Origin of the sequence: Phosphitispora fastidiosa, from assembly GCF_019008365.1 — a bacterium.
Taxonomy (GTDB): Bacteria; Bacillota; Thermincolia; order Thermincolales; family UBA2595; genus Phosphitispora; species Phosphitispora fastidiosa.
Window position 1 is genome coordinate 121,071 of sequence record NZ_JAHHUL010000002.1, and the last position, 22,617, is coordinate 143,687.

Annotated in this window: 21 protein-coding genes; 1 reads left to right on the forward strand and 20 read right to left on the reverse strand. The window is 49.2% G+C overall.

Annotated features, from left to right (window positions below):
- Positions 1 to 8 precede the first annotated feature (8 nt).
- From Ga0451573_RS02960 to fusA, 8 genes are all read right to left on the reverse strand, one after another.
- Positions 9 to 3,476, reverse strand: a complete 3,468-nt coding sequence (locus Ga0451573_RS02960; protein ID WP_231682392.1) for an FAD-dependent oxidoreductase — start codon at positions 3,474 to 3,476, stop codon at positions 9 to 11.
- Complete coding sequence (locus Ga0451573_RS02965) at positions 3,469 to 5,265, reverse strand: NADH-ubiquinone oxidoreductase-F iron-sulfur binding region domain-containing protein (protein ID WP_269438075.1); 1,797 nt, start codon at positions 5,263 to 5,265, stop codon at positions 3,469 to 3,471. Before Ga0451573_RS02965 ends, Ga0451573_RS02960 begins: the two co-directional genes overlap by 8 nt.
- 1 nt (position 5,266) lies before the next feature.
- Positions 5,267 to 5,821, reverse strand: coding sequence for an NADH-quinone oxidoreductase subunit NuoE family protein (locus tag Ga0451573_RS02970; protein ID WP_231682393.1), 555 nt, complete (start codon positions 5,819 to 5,821; stop codon positions 5,267 to 5,269).
- Between the two features lie 4 nt (positions 5,822 to 5,825).
- Entirely contained in the window at positions 5,826 to 6,125 is a 300-nt protein-coding gene (locus Ga0451573_RS02975; protein ID WP_231682394.1) for a hypothetical protein, read from the reverse strand.
- A gap of 208 nt (positions 6,126 to 6,333) precedes the next feature.
- Positions 6,334 to 7,086 carry an ATP-binding protein gene (locus Ga0451573_RS02980; protein WP_231682395.1) on the reverse strand — a complete coding sequence of 251 codons (753 nt, stop codon included), beginning with the start codon at positions 7,084 to 7,086 and terminating at the stop codon, positions 6,334 to 6,336.
- A 103-nt stretch (positions 7,087 to 7,189) separates the two neighbouring features.
- Complete coding sequence (gene acsA / locus Ga0451573_RS02985; RefSeq protein ID WP_231682396.1) at positions 7,190 to 8,881, reverse strand: acetate--CoA ligase; 1,692 nt, start codon at positions 8,879 to 8,881, stop codon at positions 7,190 to 7,192.
- A 168-nt stretch (positions 8,882 to 9,049) separates the two neighbouring features.
- The gene (locus Ga0451573_RS02990) at positions 9,050 to 9,433 is read right to left on the reverse strand and encodes a hypothetical protein (RefSeq protein WP_231682397.1); all 384 of its coding nucleotides are present in this window, start codon (positions 9,431 to 9,433) and stop codon (positions 9,050 to 9,052) included.
- A gap of 303 nt (positions 9,434 to 9,736) precedes the next feature.
- Positions 9,737 to 11,764, reverse strand: coding sequence for an elongation factor G (gene fusA / locus Ga0451573_RS02995; protein ID WP_231682398.1), 2,028 nt, complete (start codon positions 11,762 to 11,764; stop codon positions 9,737 to 9,739).
- Positions 11,765 to 12,245: 481 nt separating this feature from the next.
- Here fusA and Ga0451573_RS03000 point away from each other — a divergent pair, with 481 nt between their 5' ends.
- Entirely contained in the window at positions 12,246 to 12,479 is a 234-nt protein-coding gene (locus Ga0451573_RS03000) for a glutaredoxin family protein (RefSeq protein WP_492207351.1), read from the forward strand.
- Positions 12,480 to 12,494: 15 nt separating this feature from the next.
- Here the strand turns inward: Ga0451573_RS03000 and rnhA are convergent, their stop codons facing one another.
- From rnhA to Ga0451573_RS03060, 12 genes are all read right to left on the reverse strand, one after another.
- Complete coding sequence (rnhA, locus tag Ga0451573_RS03005; protein WP_231682400.1) at positions 12,495 to 12,932, reverse strand: ribonuclease HI; 438 nt, start codon at positions 12,930 to 12,932, stop codon at positions 12,495 to 12,497.
- Between the two features lie 135 nt (positions 12,933 to 13,067).
- Positions 13,068 to 14,738, reverse strand: coding sequence for a GMC family oxidoreductase (locus tag Ga0451573_RS03010; RefSeq protein ID WP_231682401.1), 1,671 nt, complete (start codon positions 14,736 to 14,738; stop codon positions 13,068 to 13,070).
- The gene (locus Ga0451573_RS03015) at positions 14,728 to 15,345 is read right to left on the reverse strand and encodes a gluconate 2-dehydrogenase subunit 3 family protein (RefSeq protein ID WP_231682402.1); all 618 of its coding nucleotides are present in this window, start codon (positions 15,343 to 15,345) and stop codon (positions 14,728 to 14,730) included. The genes Ga0451573_RS03010 and Ga0451573_RS03015 overlap by 11 nt, the downstream gene beginning before the upstream one ends.
- Before the next feature lie 3 nt (positions 15,346 to 15,348).
- Positions 15,349 to 15,744: a hypothetical protein gene (locus Ga0451573_RS03020; RefSeq protein WP_231682403.1), complete on the reverse strand. Its 396-nt coding sequence runs from the start codon at positions 15,742 to 15,744 to the stop codon at positions 15,349 to 15,351.
- 121 nt (positions 15,745 to 15,865) lie between these two features.
- Positions 15,866 to 16,468, reverse strand: coding sequence for a class I SAM-dependent methyltransferase (locus Ga0451573_RS03025; protein ID WP_231682404.1), 603 nt, complete (start codon positions 16,466 to 16,468; stop codon positions 15,866 to 15,868).
- 17 nt (positions 16,469 to 16,485) lie between these two features.
- Positions 16,486 to 17,022 carry a YhcN/YlaJ family sporulation lipoprotein gene (locus tag Ga0451573_RS03030; protein ID WP_231682405.1) on the reverse strand — a complete coding sequence of 179 codons (537 nt, stop codon included), beginning with the start codon at positions 17,020 to 17,022 and terminating at the stop codon, positions 16,486 to 16,488.
- Between the two features lie 464 nt (positions 17,023 to 17,486).
- Positions 17,487 to 17,759: a heterodisulfide reductase-related iron-sulfur binding cluster gene (locus Ga0451573_RS03035; RefSeq protein ID WP_231682406.1), complete on the reverse strand. Its 273-nt coding sequence runs from the start codon at positions 17,757 to 17,759 to the stop codon at positions 17,487 to 17,489.
- Positions 17,760 to 17,796: 37 nt separating this feature from the next.
- Positions 17,797 to 18,732: a (Fe-S)-binding protein gene (locus Ga0451573_RS03040; RefSeq protein ID WP_231682407.1), complete on the reverse strand. Its 936-nt coding sequence runs from the start codon at positions 18,730 to 18,732 to the stop codon at positions 17,797 to 17,799.
- Positions 18,716 to 19,510, reverse strand: a complete 795-nt coding sequence (locus Ga0451573_RS03045) for a respiratory nitrate reductase subunit gamma (RefSeq protein ID WP_231682408.1) — start codon at positions 19,508 to 19,510, stop codon at positions 18,716 to 18,718. The genes Ga0451573_RS03040 and Ga0451573_RS03045 overlap by 17 nt, the downstream gene beginning before the upstream one ends.
- 46 nt (positions 19,511 to 19,556) lie before the next feature.
- Entirely contained in the window at positions 19,557 to 20,717 is a 1,161-nt protein-coding gene (locus Ga0451573_RS03050) for an ABC transporter permease (RefSeq protein WP_231682409.1), read from the reverse strand.
- A gap of 11 nt (positions 20,718 to 20,728) precedes the next feature.
- The gene (locus Ga0451573_RS03055; protein WP_231682410.1) at positions 20,729 to 21,427 is read right to left on the reverse strand and encodes an ABC transporter ATP-binding protein; all 699 of its coding nucleotides are present in this window, start codon (positions 21,425 to 21,427) and stop codon (positions 20,729 to 20,731) included.
- A gap of 17 nt (positions 21,428 to 21,444) precedes the next feature.
- The gene (locus Ga0451573_RS03060) at positions 21,445 to 22,602 is read right to left on the reverse strand and encodes an ABC transporter permease (protein WP_231682411.1); all 1,158 of its coding nucleotides are present in this window, start codon (positions 22,600 to 22,602) and stop codon (positions 21,445 to 21,447) included.
- Positions 22,603 to 22,617 lie beyond the last annotated feature (15 nt).

A 22,617-nucleotide genomic window follows, 5' to 3' on the forward strand; every position in this document is an offset into this window, starting at 1 on the left:
TAAAAGATTTAGTTTTGTCTTCTTTTAAGCAGTTGTCTAAGTACTTCTCCCTGTATTCCTGCCCCGCTGTTATATTCCAGCTGACAGCCCATTGCAAAAGCAAGTTCACTCATTATCTGCCTGTTATCTTTACCTGCCGGGGGTAACAATGCCTGAGCCAGGTGCTGCATTCTTCCTTCACAGTTTGTATAACTGCCTTCTGTCTCAGCAAAGGTAGCCCCCGGGAGAATTACTTCAGCAGCCATATTGTCCTGTAAAAAGGGCGTTATGACAATGGTTTTTATACCTTGGTGCATCAGCCTGCTGTCAATTCCCAGACCGTCACTGACAATTAACAGCCCTCTGACAGCTCCGGATTTGATGCCGTCAATAAGTGACGTATAATCAGAAGCGCCTGTCCTGACACCCATTTCCAGTTGTCCCCTGATATTCCCATATGGATACAGGGTGATCATTCCCCTTCCGGAACCGGTCAGATTACCTGTAATCAAGGTAAAGAGACTAACCATGTCAAGTTCATCAGGTCCAATCACATATCCGTCCACAACCACTACCGGGTTATGAGCCCTCAGGTAAAACTGCAGGAATTTAACAATTTTTTCGGGTTTGGTCCTGACTGATTTGATAATTTCATAGAAGTCTCCCGGAATTCGTTCCTTCAGAGTGTCAATCAGAATCGAATTATTTTCCCTTACAGCAGGGTCAATCAGGTTATACCGGAACACGTAACTCAGAAATGCTTCGAAAAGGCTGAGGAAATTCCGGTATCTGACTTTAAGGCTTAAAGCAGCAATCGACTGCAGGCTGGTAGCTCCGGGACTGATTATCAGCACTTTACTTCCTTTAGCTGCGGCTTTTCTGATCTTGTGGGCCACAATAGGATAATCATCCGAAATCTCCCCGCCGACAACCAGAATCAGGTCACTGTCCATCAGGTCTGCGAACGACGGCCCGAGTCCTTTTCTCCCAGTTTCGGAAAGCAGGCTGTTTGTGGTTACAGGTGCGGTTCCAAAGATGTTGCTGGCCCCCAGCGCCATCCGGCCCAGCTTGTATGCCGTATAGGTCTCCTCATTGGTGAGCCCTGGCGCTGCAGCAATAGCAACACTATCCAGCCCGGCAGTGTCCCTTACCTCCCTTAGGATATTCCCGGCAGTCTGAATGGCCTCATCCCAGCCAGTCTCCTCAAACCTGCCATTCTTTCTCACCAGGGGTTTAACCAGTCTTTCAGGATTATGAACAAAATCATATCCAAAAGCCCCCCTGGCACAAAGGTCTCCTCCGTTGACCGTGGCGCTGTCTACCGGAGATGTGACGGCTACTATCCGACCTCCTGCAATCTCAAGCTCCAATTTGCAGCCAACATTGCAGTACGGGCAGACAGATTCCACTTTTTTCGTCAGCCAGGGTCCGGGTTTAGCCAGAATGCTTTGCTGGGTAAGCGCTCCGGTAGGACATATGGCCACACACTGACCGCAAGATTTACATAAGGTTTCAGCCAGCGGAGACTTAAGGGATGGCAGAACCACCGTATGTGAACCTCTGTTAACAAATCCCAGCGCCCCGACTCCCTGAAACTCCTGACAGACGCGGACACAATTGCCGCACAGGATACACTTATTGGGATCCCTGATAATATGCGGATGATCATTAAGAATCGGATATTTGGGTTTTCCGACTCCCAGTCTTTTAGTGGTTACCTCAAGTTTTGTAGCATAGTTACGAACCCTGCAATCAAACACATCCAGACAACCGCAGGACAGGCACCGTTCTACTTCCTTTGCGGCCATTTCCTTGGTGAACCCCGTCTCAAATTCCTGGAAGTTATCTTTTCTTACTTCAGGAGCTACAGTAGGCATAGCTGTCCTGGGGATTCGTTCTCTGTCGGCAAATTCTTCAGGGTCAATTTCCTCCAGGGTACCCCGGCTGCAGTTAAAGGATTTTTGGGGTGCCACCACAGCTTCTCCCCTGAGGTAAAGATCTATTGACAGCGCCGCCTTGCGACCGGCAGCCACTGCCGCAACAGCTGTCGCCGGGCCGGTGACACAGTCGCCACCTGAGAACAGCCACTCAGCCTGGCACTGATAAGTTTCTGAATCTGCTTCAATATCTCCCCAACGGTTCAAAACAATTTCAGGGCTTCCTAAAAGTGCTGACTGTTCCAGCTTTTGCCCGGTGGCGGTAATTACTGTATCAACAGGAATCTCAAACTCGGAGCCTTCAACAGGTACGGGCCGCCTCCTTCCGGAGGAGTCCGGTTCTCCCAGCTGCATCTTTACACACCTAATAGAACTAACCTGACCCCCTTCACCGATAAACGCAACCGGAGCTGTCAGCAGTTCAAGCTTAACGCCTTCCTCTTCAGCCTGCGTTATTTCATGGGGATTTGCCGGCATTTCATCTCTGGACCGGCGATAGACAACGGTTACTTCAGGAACTCCGAGCCTGACCGCAGTCCGGGCAGCATCCATGGCGGTATTGCCGCCTCCTATGACCACAACCCTGCTGCCAACAGGAAGGGCATCCTTGAGAGCCATCCTGCCCAGGAAGCTTATTCCCGAATATACTCCGCCAAGGTCTTCTCCTTCAAGTCTCAGGCTCTGGTTAGCCCAGGACCCGAGACCAATGAATATGGCGTCAAATCCCATTTGTTTTAACTGTCTGAGGGTAAAATCACGCCCCAGCGCCTTGTTGCAGACAACTGCCTGGCACAGTTCGGTAATCACCCTGATTTCCTCATCAAGCACAGCTTTTGGCAGACGGTACTCAGGAATACCATATCTCATCATTCCGCCCAGTTCCGGAGCAGCCTCAAAAATTGTGACCCGATGGCCTTCGAGTGCAAGGTAGTAGGCTGCGGTCAGTCCTGCCGGTCCACCGCCCACTACAGCCACCTGTTTGCCTGTATCAGGCTTGGCAGGCGGAATATTTACTTTCCCCTCCTGTAACTCTGAATCTCCGGCAAATCTTTTTAAGAAGCAGATTGAAACCGGTCCCTCAATGAGATTGCGGCGGCATTCCTGTTCACAGAAACGCGGGCAAACCCTGCCAATGGAAGCGGGGAAGGGCATCTTTTCCCTTATCAGCGCCGCTGCTTCTGCTGTTCTGCTATTAGCGATATGGGCCACAAAACCCTGAATATCAATTTCTGCCGGGCAGGCTAGCTGACATGGCGCAATACAATCCCCGGTATGTTCTGTCAGCAGAAGTTCCAAACCCAGGCGGCGCAGGCCCAGAATATGATCTGTCGCGGTCCGGACTACCATTCCCTCCTGAACCTTGGCTCCACACGCCTGGACAGGCCCGCGTCCCCCTTCAACCTCTACCAGGCACTGGCGGCAGGCCCCAAATGGTTCCAGCCTGGAGTCATGGCAGAGGGACGGAATTTCGATACCGTTACACCTGGCGGTCTCCAGAAGATTGCTCCCCTCCTCAGCCACTATTTCCTTGCCGTCTATAGTAATTTTAACTTTAGCCATTGCTTGCCGCCCCCCTTTCTTCTCCTGAATTTACGGTTATGGCATCAAACTTGCAGACATTGATACATAAGCCGCAGCGGATACACTTTTCCCGGTCAATAGTAAAGGGTTTTTTCTTTTCACCCGAAATAGCGCCTGTAGGGCATTCCTTGCTGCATCTCCCGCAGCCTTTGCAGTTTTCGGCATTTACGTCATAACTAATAAAGGCCTTGCACTTTTTGGCCGGGCAGGTATTATGCGAAATGTGAGCCTCATATTCTTCCCGGTAATATTTGATGGTTGTAAGCACGGGATTTGGCGCCGACTGTCCCAGCCCGCACAGAGAACCGGCAATAACCTTCTGCCCCAGTTCTTCAAGAAGTTCAATATCGCCTTCCCTGCCCTCGCCTTCTGAAATCCGCTTAAGTATCCCCAACATCTGCCGGGTTCCAATCCTGCAGAAGGTGCACTTGCCGCAGGACTCCTCCTGGGTGAAATTCAGAAAGAATTTGGCTACATCAACCATACAGGCAGATTCATCCATTATCAGCATGCCGCCGGAACCCATGATAGCCCCGATTTTTTTCAATGACTCGTAATCTACCGGCGTGTCAGCTAAAGCAGCCGGAATACATCCTCCTGACGGCCCACCGGTCTGGACTGCTTTAAATTTACGTCCCGAAGCCAGCCCACCCCCGATATCAAAAACAATTTCCTTAATAGTGATTCCCATGGGAACCTCGATAAGCCCACCCCTGGCAATACTTCCTGCCAGTGCGAAAACCTTGGTTCCTTTACTGGTCTCTGTTCCGTAACGGTTAAAGGCATTTGCGCCGTTAAGCATTATCCAAGGGACATTGGCATAAGTCTCGACATTATTTATGGATGTAGGTTTATTCCAGAGTCCCGCCTCAACCGGATAAGGGGGCCGGATCCGGGGCATACCGCGTTTACCCTCAATAGACATTATCAATGCTGTCTCTTCCCCACAGACAAATGCTCCTGCGCCTTCCCTGATCCCAAGCCGGAAACTGAAGCCGCTTCCCAAGATGTTATCTCCCAGGAACCCTTTTTCTTCAGCCTGGGCAATAGCCTTTTTAAGTCTGTTTATTGCCAGGGGATATTCGGCCCTGATATATACATATCCGTTGTTTGCCCCAATGGCATAACCTGCAGTGAGCATCCCTTCAAGAACACTGTGGGGATTACTTTCCAGGACACTGCGGTCCATAAAGGCCCCGGGGTCACCCTCATCGGCATTGCAAATAACATACTTGTCCTTGCCTGGCGACCTTCTGGCGAAGCGCCATTTGGCTGCAGTCGGGAACCCTCCGCCGCCTCGACCCCTCAGGCCTGACCGGTCAATTTCATCAATGACCTGCTCAGGGGTCATGGACAAGACAGCCTTCTCAATTGCTTTGTAGCCGTCTACAGTCAAATAACTTTCTATGCTCTCAGGGTTAATTACCCCACAGTGTTTCAACAAAATCCGTTCCTGCTTATCAATGAAGTCAGAATCAGGAGTCACAATTCCATCGCCATAAACCAGCCATTCATTAACGGGACTGCCTTTCAGGATATGTTCCTCTACGATCCGGGCAACATTTTCCGGCAGCAGTTTGCCGTAAATAAACCGTTTACCGTCTTCGCCGCGAACCTCTACCAGGGGTTCGTTATAACACATACCCATACAACCGCTGAAATCAAGCTGCACATCTGTCCCATCCAGCTCTTTCTGGAAAGCATCGTAGACTTTCTGAGCTCCGGCTGCGATGCCGCAGCTAGCCAGGCCTACCGTTACCTTAATCAACCTAGCTCACCTCCCCGGACATCCCATTGGCATCAGCAGATGCTCCGCCACAACTGCAACAGCCGCGCCGTTCCTGAATCATATGGCGTGATGCCTCCGGAGTCATCCTGACCAAGGTCTCTTCATTAACTGTCATTACAGGACCGAGGCTGCAGCAGCCGAGACAGGCCACCTTTTCTACGGTGAATTTGCCATCAGGGCTTGTATGTCCAGTCTTAGCTCCTGTTTCCATTTCCACAGCTTCCGAAATCCTTTCGGCCCCGGCCAGATGGCATGCCGTCCCATGACATACCTGAATGAGATTTTCCCCGATAGGTTCCATTCTGAACTGGGCATAAAAAGTCACAATACTGTAAAGCACACTTGTTGGCACACCCGTCAGCTGAGATATGCGTTCCAGCATAGCCGGAGAGACATAGCCGAAAGCTGCCTGGGTCTTTTGCAGGATTACAATAGCTGATCCCATGTCCAAATTGCTTTTGCCAACAATATTATCTATGATCTCAAAAGGGTCTGTACTGTTGTCCGTTTTCGATAACACACTGTTTTCGCCCATGGTATCAAACCCCTTGATGCTGAAGTGCCGAAAGAAGTTCTTTTTTTGATGCCCGGTGGCGCTCAAAGAGGCTGACTATCCTCAGGGTTTGAAGTTCCTTAACCCAGGGCTGATCACCAATTTTTTTAGCCACTGCTTCAACCGTAATCGGAGCTTCAATCATAAGTACCATGTCCCAATTGCCAATCACAGGGTCAACAAAATCAATCTCCAGCATTTCCTCAAGTTCCCGCAGAATCTTCACAAAGTCCTGCTGATTCACCTCATCCACCACGTTGACTAACAGATAAGCCCTTGTTCCCATACTCGTTTCTCCCCCTTCTTCTATTGAATCCGGCTTCTTTTGACCGAACCCTGATTTAATTAAACCATATTGGGTGACATCTTACATCGGGGGAGATGCCGATTTCATCTACGTGAAAACCACAGTAAATAAGTAAGGGCTGTCTCAAATTGAGACAGCCTCAAACTGCTGATTATCCGTAATACTGACTACACGTGTTGCTAATTATTTACAGACCTGTTTTCGCTATAATTTCCTTTACAGCCACGACAGCTTTGGAGTTCTCCGGCAGCTCGTACAGCGCCTTACTCTTCAAGTCATATTCGGCGACCTCCGGGTCGTAGGGAATAGTCCCCACCAGTTGGAGACCTGTTGCTTCGATTTCCCCCATAAGTTCATCAATGCCGGTTTCCATAACTTTTGTCACAACAAGATAGATATTGTGAACCTTTGTATGCAGTGTATCGACAATCTGCTTTACTCTGCCGGCAGATCGGATGCTGCGCGCCGAAGCGTCGCTGATAATAAAAAAGTAATCAATATCCTGAACTGTCTGGCGGCTCAAATGCTCCAGTCCCGCCTCATTATCAGTGACAACATAGTCATAGTTGCCCCTCAGGTTATCAAGGTGCCGGCGCAGCAGGTCATTTGGATAACAATAACAACCCTGGCCGGTAGGAACGCCCAGCACCAGCAGGTCAACATACTTGGTTTCTATCATAGACTGGCTGAGCTTCCACTCAATAAATGCTTCCTTAGTCATCCCTGTAGGCACTTCACCGGCCTTAACAGAGTCAACCGCTTCAGCAATTGTAGTATCAACATCCAATCCCAGCGCCTCGTTAAGATTAGCATTGGGATCAGCATCTACGGCAAGAATGGCGGCTTTCTTCATATTCACCAGTTCCCGCAATACCAGAGCAGTGAAAGTTGTCTTACCGGTACCGCCTTTTCCTGCAACTGCAATCATTTTTGAACCCATTCTCATGCACCTCCGGACATAATTTGCAATTTTTCTGAATTTTCTTATTGCAACAGTTATTTCTATGATATACCAAAATCCTATTTAAGGTCAAGTCCAAAACCTATTTAAGGTCAAGCCCCAGAGCCCACTCCTTTAAAACACTGCGGTTGTTGCGTCCTTCCCTATCTTTGGGAATAAAGCTGCGGGGCTCGATTTCCCTTGGAGCAGCGTGTGATGCCAACCCATGCTTAACAAAGGTTCTGATGTCATCAGCCAGTTCCTGAGTCCAATCATAAGACTCATCAAGCCTTATGTATGCCTTTACAATTTCACCCCTGAGCGGGTCCGGTTTCCCGACAACACCGGCATCAGAAACCGCCGGGTGCTGCAGGAGCCTGTTTTCCACTTCATTTGGTCCCACTCTTTCACCGGAAGTATTAATAACACCATCAATGCGGCCCTGAAAGAAGAAATACCCGTCACTGTCATAATAGGCCGCATCCCCCGTGATAAACCACGGATAATGTCTGAAATAATTGTAATATTGCTCATGATTATTCCAGACACCCGAAAACATCGCCGGCCAGCCGGCTTCAATGGCAAGGTTTCCTATGTGATTTGCCGGCAGTTCATTTCCTTCATCATCTATGACTGCAGCCTTTACTCCGGGAACAGGCTTCCCTATTGAGCCGACCCTAATGGGCAGGCAGCGGTAATTACAGATAAGGTTCATCCCTGTTTCGCTCATCCACCAGGTATCGTAAATGACCTGGCCCAGTTCCCGCAGGCTCCAATCAAGCACTTCTGCGGTTAAAGGCTCACCAACACTCAGGATATGGCGCAGATAGAGGGGATATTTTGCCTGCAGCCCGGAACCGCACCTGATCATCATCCTGAAGGCCGTAGGAGCGCTGTACCATACTGTTACCCGGTACTTGCTGAGTGTTCTGAACCAATCTTCAGCATCAAACCGCCCGCCTCTTACAACCACAGAAACCCCATGCATCCATGGCGCCAAAAACCCATAGCTAATTCCGGTGATCCAGCCAGGATCCGCTGTGCACCAGTAGATATCATCTTTACAAAGGTCATGAACCCATTTAGCAGTAATATATATCCCCACCGCACCCCTGTGGGCATGCAGTATCCCCTTAGGCTTTCCTTCCGCCCCTGAGGCATAAAGAAGCAGATAGGGATCTTCCGGCGCTACCTGGGTAATCTCATACTCTCTTGAGGCCTCTGCCATTTCGTTGTGCCACTGAATATCCTTCTTTTTTAGCGTTCCACAGCCACCAACGACAAATATATGTTTCAGGTCAGGTAATTTATTGGTTGGAATTCTGTTCCTGAGTTCCGGAGTGGTAATGACGGCTTTTGCTCCACTGTCTTTAAGCCTGTCAAATACCGCATCTTCCATAAAAGCTTCAAAGAGCGGGACCACTATAGCTCCTCTTTTTACGGTTCCCATAAAACTCATATATAATTCCGGGCATCTGGACATAAAAATTCCCACCCGATCGCTCTTACCAATTCCGTATTTTTTGAGCACATTGGCAAATTTGTTGGAATAAGCCGCCATCTGGGCAAAAGTATAAATTTCTTCCCTGTCACCCGACTCAAAAAACAGTGCAGTTTTGTCCCTGAGCCTTTCATCCGCAGCCTGGTAATCCACAGCCTGATATGCTATGTTGACCGGACCCGGGCGCTCCCGGTACAATTCTGATGCTGCTCCCTGAAAGCTGAAGGTCCTGCAGGCCTCATCATAATCCCGGAGACTTTTGCGGTCAGGAATAGTGTTAATTACTCCCCCCATAATTGTCACCCTCCCTCATGATAACACAATATTCTGAACATTTTACTTTAATCCCGCGCCCCCAAACGCAAGCTTAAAATGTCCAATAATATAGACATATTCTGCCTGCAATCAATCGATTCCTTCAAACAAGAATATTTCCTTAACAATTTTTTTGATAATAGTACGCTATCCGAATAGATTTCTGAGGTACAGGTCGATAATTACTATAATAATCCCGACTGCCCCAATTATCAGCATATAATTAACCCTGCCCCTTAAAATGAGAGATAATCCGCCCAACAGCCCGGCAGCCATTATCGCATCAATGACCAGCCTTACTTTGGCAGGGGTAATATTTTTTTCTCTCATTTTCTGACTCTCTTCACCCTGACTCTCATTGACCTGACCCTCCGTCAGTTCGTTGTACGTTCCGGGAGCGCTGTTATAATTATTAGAGCCTGATCTGGGAGAAGTTCTAAACTCACGGATAAGATACGCAAAGCCTATTATAAAAATGATAATTCCTACTACAGCCAATAAAATTACGATATCTTCTTTGTTTTGTTTCATTCCCTGTCAACTCCTTTCAAGAGCTCTGTAAAACAACATTTACAGTTCATGAGGTTTGAAACAAATACCATAGCGCGGCTTACAGCCGCAACCAAAGTAGTTAGGAGTCAGAATTCAGAATGCTCTTAGAATATGCTTCCAGCAATTTGCTTATCTCTAAACGTTAAGCCATATATTTCATACTGCTAAACAGGCAATTTTTTAAGACGATTAACTATGTTCTTATTCTGACTCCCATAAAAAACAGACCTAGGCCCTTGTAGTATTACACAAGGGCCTAGGTCCCCTATTTTAAAATGTTTTCTATTTCTCGGCCGCTTCTTTTTCTGCCTTGGCCTTTTCCACTATCTTATCAGCCAGCATCGCGGGAACTTCCTCGTAATGGGAGAATTCCATTGAAAATGAACCCCGGCCCTGGGTCATTGACTTCAGGTCAATAGCATAACGGTACATCTCAGACATGGGAACCTGGGCCTTAACCGTTGTCAGCTTCTCACCAGGCTCCATCCCCTGAATCCGGCCGCGCTTGGTGTTGAAGTCACTGATAATGTCACCGGTATAGTTTTCCGGGACTCTGACCTCAACATCGGCAATCGGTTCCAACAGCGTGGGTTTAGCCTGTTGCGCGCCTTTTTTAAATGCCTGGGCGCCGGCAATCTTGAAGGCCATTTCCGAGGAGTCGACATTATGGTATGATCCGTCATAAACCACGACTTTAACATTAGTAACGGGATAGCCGGCAAGAACGCCGTCTGCCATAGCTTCCCTGACACCTTTTTCAACCGCCGGTATGTACTGCCTGGGAACAGAACCACCAAATATCTCTTCACCAAACTCAAAAGTACCCTCGGCAAGTGGTTCAATTCTCAACCAGCAGTGACCATACTGACCATGACCGCCGGTCTGTTTCTTGTGCTTGCCTTCTACCTTGACAGTACCCCGGATGGTCTCCCGGTAAGGCACCCTGACATCCTTTGTAACTATATCAACACCAAACTTCCGCTTAATTTTATCCAGGGTAATATCCAGGTGCATCTCACCCATACCTGTAAGCAGGGTCTGGTGTGTTTCCACGTTTTTCTCCACTCTGAGAGCAGGGTCTTCTTCCAAGGTTCTGCTGATAGCATTTCCCAGCTTATCCTCATCACCTTTGGACTTGGGCTCAATAGCCACTGTAAATGTTGGCACCGGGAATATTACAGGGTCCAGTTTAGCCGGCTTTTCCTTGACACCCAGGCTGTCATTTGTATTGGTATCCTGCAGCTTAACCAGGACCGCGATATCACCACACGGCACCTGGGTGGTATTTTCCTGGTGCTTGCCCCGTACATAAAGTACCTGACCAATCTTTTCAGCTTTTTCTTTGGTCGCATTGTACAGAGGAACATCTGCCTTCAAGCTGCCCGAAAATACGCGGATGAAGTTCATCTTACCCACAAACGGGTCAACCAGAGTCTTAAACACAAGGGCCGACAAAGGATCAGAGGATTTATCCTCCGGAGCTGCATAGTACTCTGCCATGAAATCCATTAACTGCTTCACACCAACGTTTTTAGTTGCCGAGCCGCAAAGTACCGGTGTAACTTTGCCTTCTTTGATTCCTGCCTTGAGGCCATTCATTATTTCTGTTTCAGATAATTCGTCACCATTGAGGTATTTCTCCAAGGCCTCATCATCCATCTCAGCAGAGCTTTCCACAAGCTTTTCCCGGTAAATCTCCAGAGCAGCTGCCAAATCGTCAGGAACCGGAATCTCGCTTACCTCGCCCTTATCTTTGTACGCATAAGCCTTCTGGGCAATCACATCAACATACCCACTGAAAGTCTCCGCTGCCCCTATGGGAATTTGAACCGGAATAAAGCTGCCCGGCAGCTGCTGTTCGATCTCTCCCAATACCTTTTCAAAATTGGCATTTTCACGATCCATCTTGTTGATGAAAACTACCCTGGGAAGCCCGGACTCACTTGCCATATCCCAGATAAGTTCGGTCTGAACCTCAACGCCTGCAACCGCACAAACCATAAACAGGGTATTATCAACTACCCTGAGGACACCTTGTACGTCACCGATAAAATCGGAAAAACCGGGTGAATCCAGCAAATTAAGTTTGGCATCGTTCCACTCGCAGGGAACCAGTGTGGTGTGAATGGTAACCTGTTTCTTGATTTCTTCCGGGTGATAGTCTGAAGTTGTTGTCCCATCTTCTACTCTGCCTAATCTGTTTATGGCTCCAGTGTTGAATAGCATCGATTCCACCAGCGAAGTCTTACCTGCGCCACCGTGGGCAAAAATCCCGATGTTTCTCAGTTGACTCGTCTGATAGCTTTTCAATATCTACGCCCCCCGATTAGTTAGTAGTACTAAAAAAAGCTTTTGACAGGCCTTTGCAGCCTGCCTTTGACACAACCCTGCTGCCTTGCAAAAATACCTTTATTTAATTGTAACAAAAGTTTCTATCAAAACTTTAAGGAAACTTTTGTTGATATCCGGAAATTATACTTTGAGGCTATCCACAATTTTACCTCAAAGTATAATTTCCTAAATATTAAGATAAGATATTCTACAAAAACTATTTAAATTCCTTCGCCAACATCTAACTAATCTGTCGAAATTTTCGGTTTTCCTTTGTTTTCATAATTTGACCATAATCTTGAAACTATATGCATGCCTGCAGGCATTTCGTATTTTTGAAGCTGTTTTCCGTATATCAGCCATAATATCAGGAAAAAATAAACATTGATTGTTAGTATGATCTTTTAAGCTTCAGAGTTTGCGCGCCAGAATAAAGTTAAGCAAGGGAAGGGGTTTTCAGATGGCAGATGAAGTTATTATGTACACTACTAAAACATGACCGGCATGTCATCAGGTGAAAGAGTATCTTTCACGTAAAGGAGTCGGCTTCAGTGACTATGACGTAGCCACAGATGCCAAAGCCAGGCAGGAAATGTCTGAAAAGACAGGAAGTATGGCCGTTCCGACACTGGTCATCAACGGCGAAACCGTAATCGGTTTTGACAGGAATAAAATTGACAAACTGTTACACTAGCAAGGGGCGGGTCCATCAGGCCCGCCTTTTAATTTCATCCCGGGCCAGCCGGTCACACCTGTTATTATACTCATTATCAGAATGGCCCTTTACCTTTACCCACTCCACAGTGTGCTTTCCGGTTAGCTCCACCAGTTGTTTCCAAAGATCCTGGTTTTCCACAGAACCTTTGTTGCTGGTTTTCCACCCATTGCGCTGCCATTTCTCCAGCCAGTTCTGTTTGAAGGTATTCACCAGATAAGCGCTGTCACTATATAAACTAACCCTACAGGGCTCCTTCAGCGCCTCCAGGGCTTTGACTGCAGCAGTCAGCTCCATCCGGTTGTTGGTGGTGTGGGCTTCATATCCCGAAATTTCCTTTTCACTTGAACCAAACATCAGGACTGCCCCCCAGCCGCCGGGTCCGGGGTTGTGGGAGCAGGCCCCGTCAGTATATATGGTTACTTCTTTCATGAAGTTGCTCCTTTAACTCTGTATTTCATGTGGTTATACCATTGACTTTAATATTTATGCACCAAAGATAAAATCCCTGCCAATTTGATAAATTTTCACAGGAGTTAATTACCGCAATTTTATGATACCGTAATTTTAATGACTGGCTCCGGCCACTGAAGCGGGCTCCCTCTGCGGCCTGCCCTTGCTCATACTGTCAATAAGGTGGTCGGCTGTCCGGGCGGCAATGGCCATTACCGTCTCTGTGGGATTTGCCCCTCCAGAGGTGACAAAAACACTGGCATCACAAATGTAGAGATTGGGAATATCATGGCTCTGACAGAACCGGTTGACCACCGACTTCTGTGGGTCAAGGCCCATCCGGCATCCGCCGTGAAGGTGTGCGGTATCGGGGACTACAAAGGCCGGCCGGCCTCCCGCAGCCTCAAGTATCCTATTCGACATGGCCACCCCGTGAGCTATCAATTTATTATCATTGTCACCATAGCTGAAGGTAACCAGCGCTCTTGGCAGGCCATACTCATCCTTTTCATCAGTAAGGGTTACTGTGTTGTCCGGTGATGGCAGCACTTCCCCTACTAAGGTTACCCGGGCATAAAAATTAAAGTCTATCATGATTTCCCTGAGCTGTTTCCCCCAGATACCGGCAGAGGCTGCCAGCGTTTTAGCCATAGCTACCGGGCGGCTGCCATGGGCGTTAAAAGTATATCCCCTGACAAAGCCCCGCTGCGGGTCAGTCTCATAGAATTCCTGGCTGACAGCCAGCACAGGGGTCCCCTTATAAAAGCGGATCTCATCATCAAACCTGGCATAGATGTCATGACCGGTGTGGGGCATAATATATTTGCCCACCAGCCCGCTGCTGTTGGCCAGCCCCTCCGGATGCCGGGGAGTGGCTGAATTGAGCAGCAGCCTGGAGGTTTCTACCACAAATGCAGAAACAATTACCAGCCTGGCTTCCTGGCGGTAGTTCTGCCCGTCATGGACAAATTCGACTCCGGTTACCCGGTCGCCGTTCCTGTCGGTCAGTATCCTGGTCACCATACAGTCTGTCAGAATTTCCGCACCATGGCCTATGGCTTTGGGAATATGATGTATCAGGGCGCTGTACTTGGCATTGGGCATACAGCCCTGATTGCAGAAACCCCTGTTAGTGCACGGGGGCCGCCCGTCAAAAGGGGCGGACAGGATAGCCAGGGGGGCAACGGTGCTCCTGAGCCCCACTGCTTCACAACCCCTCCGGAAAACCTGTGCATTGGCGCTGATAGGCTCCCGCTCCGGATATGGGTAAGGCCCGTGGAAGGCGCCCCAGGGAAACACCCTGGGACCGGAAACCTTTATTTCCTGTTCTATTTTGCTGTAATAGGGCTCCAGGTCCCGGTAAGTGATAGGCCAGTCTTCTCCTACACCGTCAAGGGTTTTGGTCCGGAAGTCGCTTTCATGGAAGCGGTAAAACACTCCGGTGAAGTGTACCGTGCCTCCCCCAACTCCCCGCCCCGAATTATTATGCCCCATACTCAGGGGGTCACTGCCGGAGACAATCCGGGTATCATTCCAGGCCAATTTCTGCATTGCCAGTTCATCACTGGCAAAATCCGTCTGGGGATTCCAGAAGGGCCCGGCTTCAACCACCACAACCTCCAGACCGGCCCGGCTGAGTTCACAGGCCAGTACACTTCCTGCTGCACCCGCCCCGACAATGCAGATATCAACCTCGCTGGAACCATATTTTCGTTTATTCAGATGCTGATACCTGTGACCGCTATAGTGGTCACAGTTGCGTTTTACGTAATCTCTATTTTCCATTTGCTTTGGCCTCCCATGGCTCTACCAGTCCTTCTTCTATCCTTACATAAATCTGCGGATATACCGGCCCCCCGTAGCCTATTTCTGACCAGACATCGGGATGGGAATAGTAAGCAGAGATCATTTCAGATGCAAGCTTATTAAACAGCGCCTTCTGGGGGACCAGTGACCATTGGGGGTTGTAGGCCGCTTTTCCCTGCTGCAGGTCTGCCAGCAATTGAAACTGCTGTTCAACTTCAAGACTTCCAAAATCACAGCCATAGCTCAATCGGGCGGCATGGTCAATGGCCTTAAGCCCCTCCCTGACAAGAACCCTTGCAGGGGGCAGGCCCTTCTTCCGTTCCCCTTCACCTGTCTCCTCTGCAAATTTCCCATCACAATGATGTACAATCCATTCAATAATATCAGCCCTGTTGTCATAAACTATATGTTCTGCAATAATCGAGAGATATCCCCATTCCCGTTCCGACAGGAACCGCCGTTTTGAGAAAGGTCCCAGGCGTTTTCTGACAATTTCTCTGGTATGGGAATCCCACTCATCCATGCGGTCAAGCACATTATAGCCTTGATAATGGCTGTCTACAGTGCTCATATTTTCAGCCTCCATCTGTCACCACCTCCAATACAGGGCGATGAGCCCCAGCAGCGATATGGCTGTTACCATTAATGGCAGAGTAATCGGGGGACCGACCAGAAAGTTGTTCAGGCGATACCCGTCAACCCGTTCACCTACTCCTTCAAAGTGAAGGACAAATCCGCCAACTCCCGCCAAAGCCCCTATAGATAGCAGCACAAGCAGAATTGTCCGCATCGCCGGGACGTTGTAAAAGCCAGCTGCCAGCAGCAAAAGCCCCAATGCCGGGGAAGCTGCTACCGGCACCCACATAGTCCAGTTCCTAAAATTCTGCCTGTAGTGAAAAAGGGTCACCTGTAAACCAATCAGCAGGAAAGCCATTCCGGCAAACAGTATAATCACCCTCTGCCACGGCCAGCCGGTCCAGAACAATAACATCATCCTCCTTTGTGTGTTTACTCTTTAATTTGTGTTTACCCCTTATTATCTCCCTGAGGATAAATATTAATTAAAAGGGGACTACTCCCAAGATTTTTCTGGGACAGTCCCGCTCTCATACATCACATATATAGATACACATCCAATTGGAAAAAGCAATTTTTTCACACCATGGGAAAACCGCTGCCACCTGCCTGTCTATAGCCTTAATGTAATCTCTATAAAAGCTCCCTTCCAGGAGTTCAATGGCCCAAATCACCGGATTCAATGTTCTTGCCAGATCAAAAATTACCACCTTCTGCCCGGCAGCCCGCCGCATTTGTTCCAGAACAAAAAGCCTGTGGCTGTCATTCATATCATGAAGGCAGTAGGCAGATACAACCATGTCAAAAGACCCAGGCTCAAAACAGCTTATCTCGTGAGCTGCCATTTCCCTGAATTCAATTTTATCACCATAGACTTTTCTTGCTTCATTCAGCATCTCAGGTGAAAAATCAATCCCGGTAACGCGGGAGCTATACTCTGATAAAATCCCGGCCAAAGCGCCGGTACCGGTTCCCACATCAAGTACTCTGGTGCTGTCATTGATGGCAACCCGCTGTAATAAAAGCGGGATTGCCGCCCTGTAGTCCTGACGCATCTTTTGGTTGATTACCTGAAAAGCAGGCAGCCAGCGTTGATAGAATTTTTTGATCTTCCTGGACTTTTTGTCAAGCAACTCGTCACCACTTCCCCTTACCGCTGACCCTCCTGAACAATTCTCCGTTCAATTTCTGCTATATCCATCGCAAAATCAGATACCTGCCTGCCACTGGCGATTCCCTTGGCTACGCCTTTTATCCGGGATACCGTGGCCTTGTCTGTAGTAACGTAGACCCTGGCCAGCCGCCTGTCAGCCCCCATTATGCGGTCAGCAATCTCTTTTTTGGCTGTCCCCGGCAGCGCACCTGCCCTGTTTTCCATTTCAATTCCCACAAAGGCAGCGGTATTTGCCAGGGCTACATAGGCCCTGTCCACCCCCGGAACACCGGAAGCCAGTGAAGCCAATCCAGAGGCCGCCCTGTCGAGTTCTTCAGGTGTTACCGGAATCCCCTTGGGAGCAGGCTGTCTGGCCTGGTCGGCAGACAACCTTGGCATTGTCTTGGGCAGCAGCTTGTTATCCGGATTAATTGGTTTCTTGGCTGGTGTACAGCCACCTGCAGGCACAATAATAACTGTAACCACAAAAAACACCGCAAGCATTTTTTTCAACAACTGCAGCAGCTTCTTCAATATTGTGTCATCCCCTTTTCCCAAACCGCGGGACATTTGTCATCAGAAATCCCTTGGTCGTTTTGTTGTTATTATGAGAAGAAAAGGGGAAAAAAATGTGCTCTATAGTGGGGTCCTTCCGCAGCAAAATGGTTGCTCCATTGGTATAAGAATAGCTTAACACTACGGTAAATCGAGGTCAAATTGAAAAAACCGGATGCCTGAAACATCCGGTCAGGCTGTTGACAAAGTCAGTAATTTTGAGCTTAAAATGTTAAAAGACAGGGGTAGATGTGTTCCGGCTGGCGGAGTCTATCGTCCGACCGGCCAGCGACCCGCGAAGCGGGAGCTGCTGCCGGCGGAGATGTAGCCCGCCGGAGGAATTCATCTACCCCTGTCCATATTACAATTTAATGCTTAAAAATGTTATTGGGTTTGTCAATAAGCTGACCGGATGCCTGAAACATCCGGTTTTCCAATATAGCTTATTGCCCAAAAACTGAAATATTGACTAATTCCATCAAATGCCTGACACTGATGTCAGACTCTGCCTTGGCAGCTCCGGTCTGAAGGCCCAGAAAACAGGTGGGGCAAGGTGTGACGATAGCTGCGGCCTCTGTCCTTTCCGCTTCTTTTATCCGCTCCGCAGCGGCCAGAGCCTGAATTTCGGGGAATCCCATCTTCAAGCCGCCCCCCATGCCGCAGCACCTGGAATTTTGCCTGATCCGCTCCATTTCCAGCAGTTCCACCCCCGGCACAGCCTGGAGGACCCGCCTGGGCGCATCATATATCCCGTTATGGCGGCCCAAGGTGGCAGGGATCGTGATAAGTCACCTGCATGGTAACCGGGTTAACCGGCTGCAGTCTCTCTTCCCGGATCAGCATATCTATATACTCTATTGCATGGAACACCTTAAAATTTATTTCCTTGATTCTGGGATAGTCCTGAAAAATGGTCTTAAAGCAGCCGGCACAGTTAGTAACCAGGGTATCGATACCCAGGCTGTTCAAAAGGTCTATATTCTCAATAGCCTTTGCGGCAAAATCACCGTCACCCATGCGGCGGAGTTTGCCCCGGCAGCAGTTCTCCTGATTGCCCAGGACACCAAATTTCACCCCGGCCTTATGCATCAGGTTAGCTACCCACTGGGCTACCAGGTTGATCTCCGGATTATAGCTTGCTGTACAGCCCAGATAGAAAAGCACCGGCTGAGGTGATTGCGTAATCAGCGGCAGGTCCTGGTAGAGAGTCCCCTGCTCCAGCCCTCTTGGCATCCACAGGCCACGGTTCTCCTGTGGTTCCTTAAAAGGATTCTCATATTTTTTCAGAACCCGGAGGTACTCGGCCTGATTGGGGAGCGGGCCCAAACCTGCTTCCACAACCGCCTCCCTAAGGGCTTCCCAAAGTTCGGCAGTGTCAATCCTGGACGGACAGACAAAGTGACACTGGCCGCAGGCAGTACATTCATAAAGAACCTCGATGAGGCGGTCCACCTGTGCTTTACTGAACCGTCCGCCGGCAAAGAGCCTTGCCCGAAGCCCATGCTGACCTTTTAACAGCTTCTTTAGTGCAGTAATCCGGTTACCGGGAATCAGGTCCTCAGACCTGTCAACAGCATAAATGGGACACCATTTCATGCACTCCCCACAGCGGGAACAGGCATCAAGTTCTATTAGCTGCCTGGGGCTCAGACAACTCAGCGGTATTTTATTCTTAGCGGAGATACCCATATAAATCCCTCCTTAGCTCTTCTTCTGAGGCATTTATAACTATTTCGGCAGGCGCTGCAAATACGTGTACCATCTTACTGAAGGGTAGATAGGCCACAAAAGCAGCAGTAAGGGTGGCATGAAAGGTCCAGAGTGCAGTCATCAGGGACCCCGGTATCTGTCTGCCGGCAACTAATCCCGCCATGAATTCAGCCACAAAAGAATACTCAAAAGCCGGCACCCATGGGGTTGCTGCAATCCGCAGAGCCTCCAGCAGGAAACCCGTTAAAACCAGCAGCAGCAGGAAACCCAAGGCAGCAGTGTCACTTAACCGGGTATCAATTCTATCAGGTCCGGTGGTAAAACGCCCGATTAGGGCTGCGGCTGCCCCGGCCAGAACCATCAAGCCGGCTAGATCACCGACAAATTTATAATAAAGGTATCCGGATCCCATCGTAAAAAACTCGAAAAATGCCGAATCACCGGGGACCATTTTGAGCAATACTCCTATTGTCGAAAGACTCAGCAATCCTATGAAGCCCCAGAATATCAGAATATGGTTCAGCCACCTGAAAAAGCCCCGGGCAAAAAGCTGTCTCTGCAGCAGGACCTCATTAAAAAACACCTTTATCATCGCCCCAAGGCTGGGGTTATTCCGAAACAACCGGGCCTTTCCGCTGAAATAAAAGTTCAGGTTGTCAGCCATACCAATGATAAAGACAGCCATTCCAATTGTCTGGATAATAATGAAGTACAGCCACGGTTTGTAGTAAATTATATCTGTTCCAAACGGGCTCATAAAACGAACATTTATTTGTCACTCTGTCTGAACATTCTTTGTCAATCTATATGAACCTCAGGGCCTCTGCCGGATCCAGTTTGGCTGCCCTTGATGCCGGATAGAGACTGGCCAAAAGTCCTGCTGCCACCGCACCTGTCAGGACAGCGGCGCCCAGCAGCGGGTTCCATGAAATGCTCAGTTGGAAATCCGCAAACAGAGGGGCAGTAAGCCAGGCCGCACCCATACCGGCAAAGTAGCCGGCTGCAGCGCTAATACCGGTGATAATCCCTGCCTCCAGCAGTATTATTTTGGTAATATGCGCCTTCCGGAAACCTATGGCACGCAGTATCCCTATTTCCCTGGTCCTTTCATTCACAGACGCGGTGGTTGTTGAAGCTATTATCAGAACAGCTATCAGGGCCATCACCAGAGAGACCACCAGAGAAAAACTGCTAAACCTTTCCACAAGCTCCATTCTGGCTTCAGATGCCTCTTTGACAATCCTTACCCTGGTATCGGGAAGTTTTTCGGAGAGTTCCCCGGAAACCCTTACAGCCAGAGCCTCATCCCTAGGGGTAGTAACCTCAATAAAACTGTACCCGTCAGGCTTTTGCAGAGCCTCCCGGGCAGTGGCTATGCCGGTAAAAACTATGCCATCCTCCTCTTCCCCGGTTTCCTTAAGGATACCGGTTACAGTCAGCTTTTGGCCATTGACATTTATAGCGCTGCCCAGGGAAGTCCTGTATTTGCCGGCAACCCTGGCGCCAATCAGAGCCTGCCCTTCCCGGTCAGGCAAGCTGCCGTCCAAATCCCACCAGGGCTTTATCTTAAGTTCACTGTCAAAATCCACCCCTACCAGTAAAACCTTAGCGCCTTCCGTGACCGCCATCCCCATTACCTTTGGGGCAATTACCCTGATCTTTTCAGCATCAGTTACGGAACGGATTACCTCAGGTGTATCTGCAGGAAGGTCTGTTACATTATATGAAACACCTGACACCACCGGAATACCACCAACTGAAAATGAAGCCGATTCAGTTTCCGGTGACACCGCTATTGTGATACCTGTTTCACTGATTTTCCGGTTCACACTTTGTTCCATGGCCCCTGTAAGTGTGAAAAGAGTCACTATTGTGGCAATACCGAAAAATATCCCGAATACCATAAATAACAGCTTTGTTTTGCGGCGCTGCAGGTTTTTCAGGGCTATATCTTTTAACTGCATCTGCCTGCCTCCTATACTGCAATTCTGCTGCCCGGATGCCTGGATTGATCAAGCACCCCGTCTCTGATAAAGATGGTCCGTTTTACATGGGTCAGAAATTCCTCGTTATGTGTCACCATTATGATGGTCTGACCTTCCCGGTTCAGGTATTTAAACAGGTTCATAATTTCTTCACTGTTCTTGGAATCAAGAGCGCCTGTCGGCTCATCGGCAAACAGGATGGGAGGTTCATTGACAATGGCCCTGGCGATGGCCACTCTCTCCTGTTCACCACCGGACATCTGATTGGGCAGCCTGTTTTCCTTGCCCTCAAGCCCCACCTTCTCCAGGACTTCTTTAGCCATCCTGACCTGTTCCCGGTTGGATTTTCCGGTTATCGCCAGTGGCAGCATTACATTTTCCAATGCTGTAAGGTATGGGATCAGCTGAAACTGCTGAAACACAAACCCCAGGTACTCACTCCGGAAATCAGCCCGTTTCTCAGCTGTCAGGCTGTAGATATCGATTCCGTCTATATCAACAATGCCCGAGGTTGGAGGGTTCATCGCCCCAAGCATGGTCAGGAGAGTACTCTTGCCGGAACCCGAAGGACCCATCAGGGCAACAAAATCCCCTTCGGGGACTATAAAACTCACTCCTCCGAGTGCAGTCACGTTACCTTCCCCGCCTTTGAAAACCTTTGTTACATTGTCCACTTTAATCAAGTCCATCCCAAACTCCCCCTTACCTAAATAAAACGCAGGGCCTCAACAGGGTCCTGTCGTGCTGCCCTGAAGGCAGGAAGCAGACCTGCGGCCAGGCCCATAATGACAGCTACCCCCATAGCCATAAGCCCGATCTGGAGATCCCATGGAACCGCAACCTCCATTTTGGCGATTAGCGGCGCCGCCACTCTTGCCCCTGCCATTCCGGCCAGGTATCCCAGCAAACCGCCAATAATGCTGATAAAACCTGCTTCCATAAGGATAATCCCAATGACATGGCTCTTTCTGAAGCCTATGGCCCGAAAAATACCAATCTCCCTGGTGCGTTCGTTAACCGCCGACATCATGGTAGTCAGTACTACAAGTGAACCTATTACCAGGACAATTACAGATACTGATATGCCAAGCTGAGAGAAACGGTCCACAAAGTCCTGGCGCGCCTGGACGACTTCCCTGATAGCGCTGACTTTAGTCCCGGGCAGTTTTTCCGAAATCTGTGCGGTTATTTCCTCAATTGGACAGGTATAGCACAGCGCCGCAACCTCAATGAAACTGACCGCCCCCGTCTTGCCGGAAAGCTGCTGCAGGCTGCGCAGGTCCGCCAGGACAATTGAATCCTCCTGACTGCCTGTTTCCCTGATTATCCCGCTGACCTTGTAGTCAGCCCCGTTTATAACAACCGTCTCCCCGGGCCTCTTACCCAACCGTTCTGCTGCCCGGAAACCCAGCAGGACCTCGTCAGGAGTACCCGGCGCTCTGCCGTCCAACTCCCACCAGCGCTTCATCTTCAGTTCCTCCGCAAACCGCACACCCATTACCGTCATGTTCTTATCATCAACCTGCAGTGTTTCCAGGAGCTTAGGAGATACAACTGCGATATTCTCCTTATTCTTGATAGTGCCTATCCTGGCCACATCTTCCATGGTCATCTGCCTGACCCCGCCGGCAATATCGGAGGCGCTGATTCCTTCATATGAAGTACTCAGAGCCTCTGTCCGGGGCACAATTGTCATATTTGACCCAATTTGGTCAAACTTATCCGATATTTCCTTTTCCATAGCCCCGGTCACGGTAAACAGGACCACGATTGTGGCAATACCAATCACCATACCGGCTACCAGGAAGGCCAGCTTGGCCTTCCTGCGCCTGATATTGTTTAATGCGATATTATGCAGCTTCACTACTTGTGCACCGCC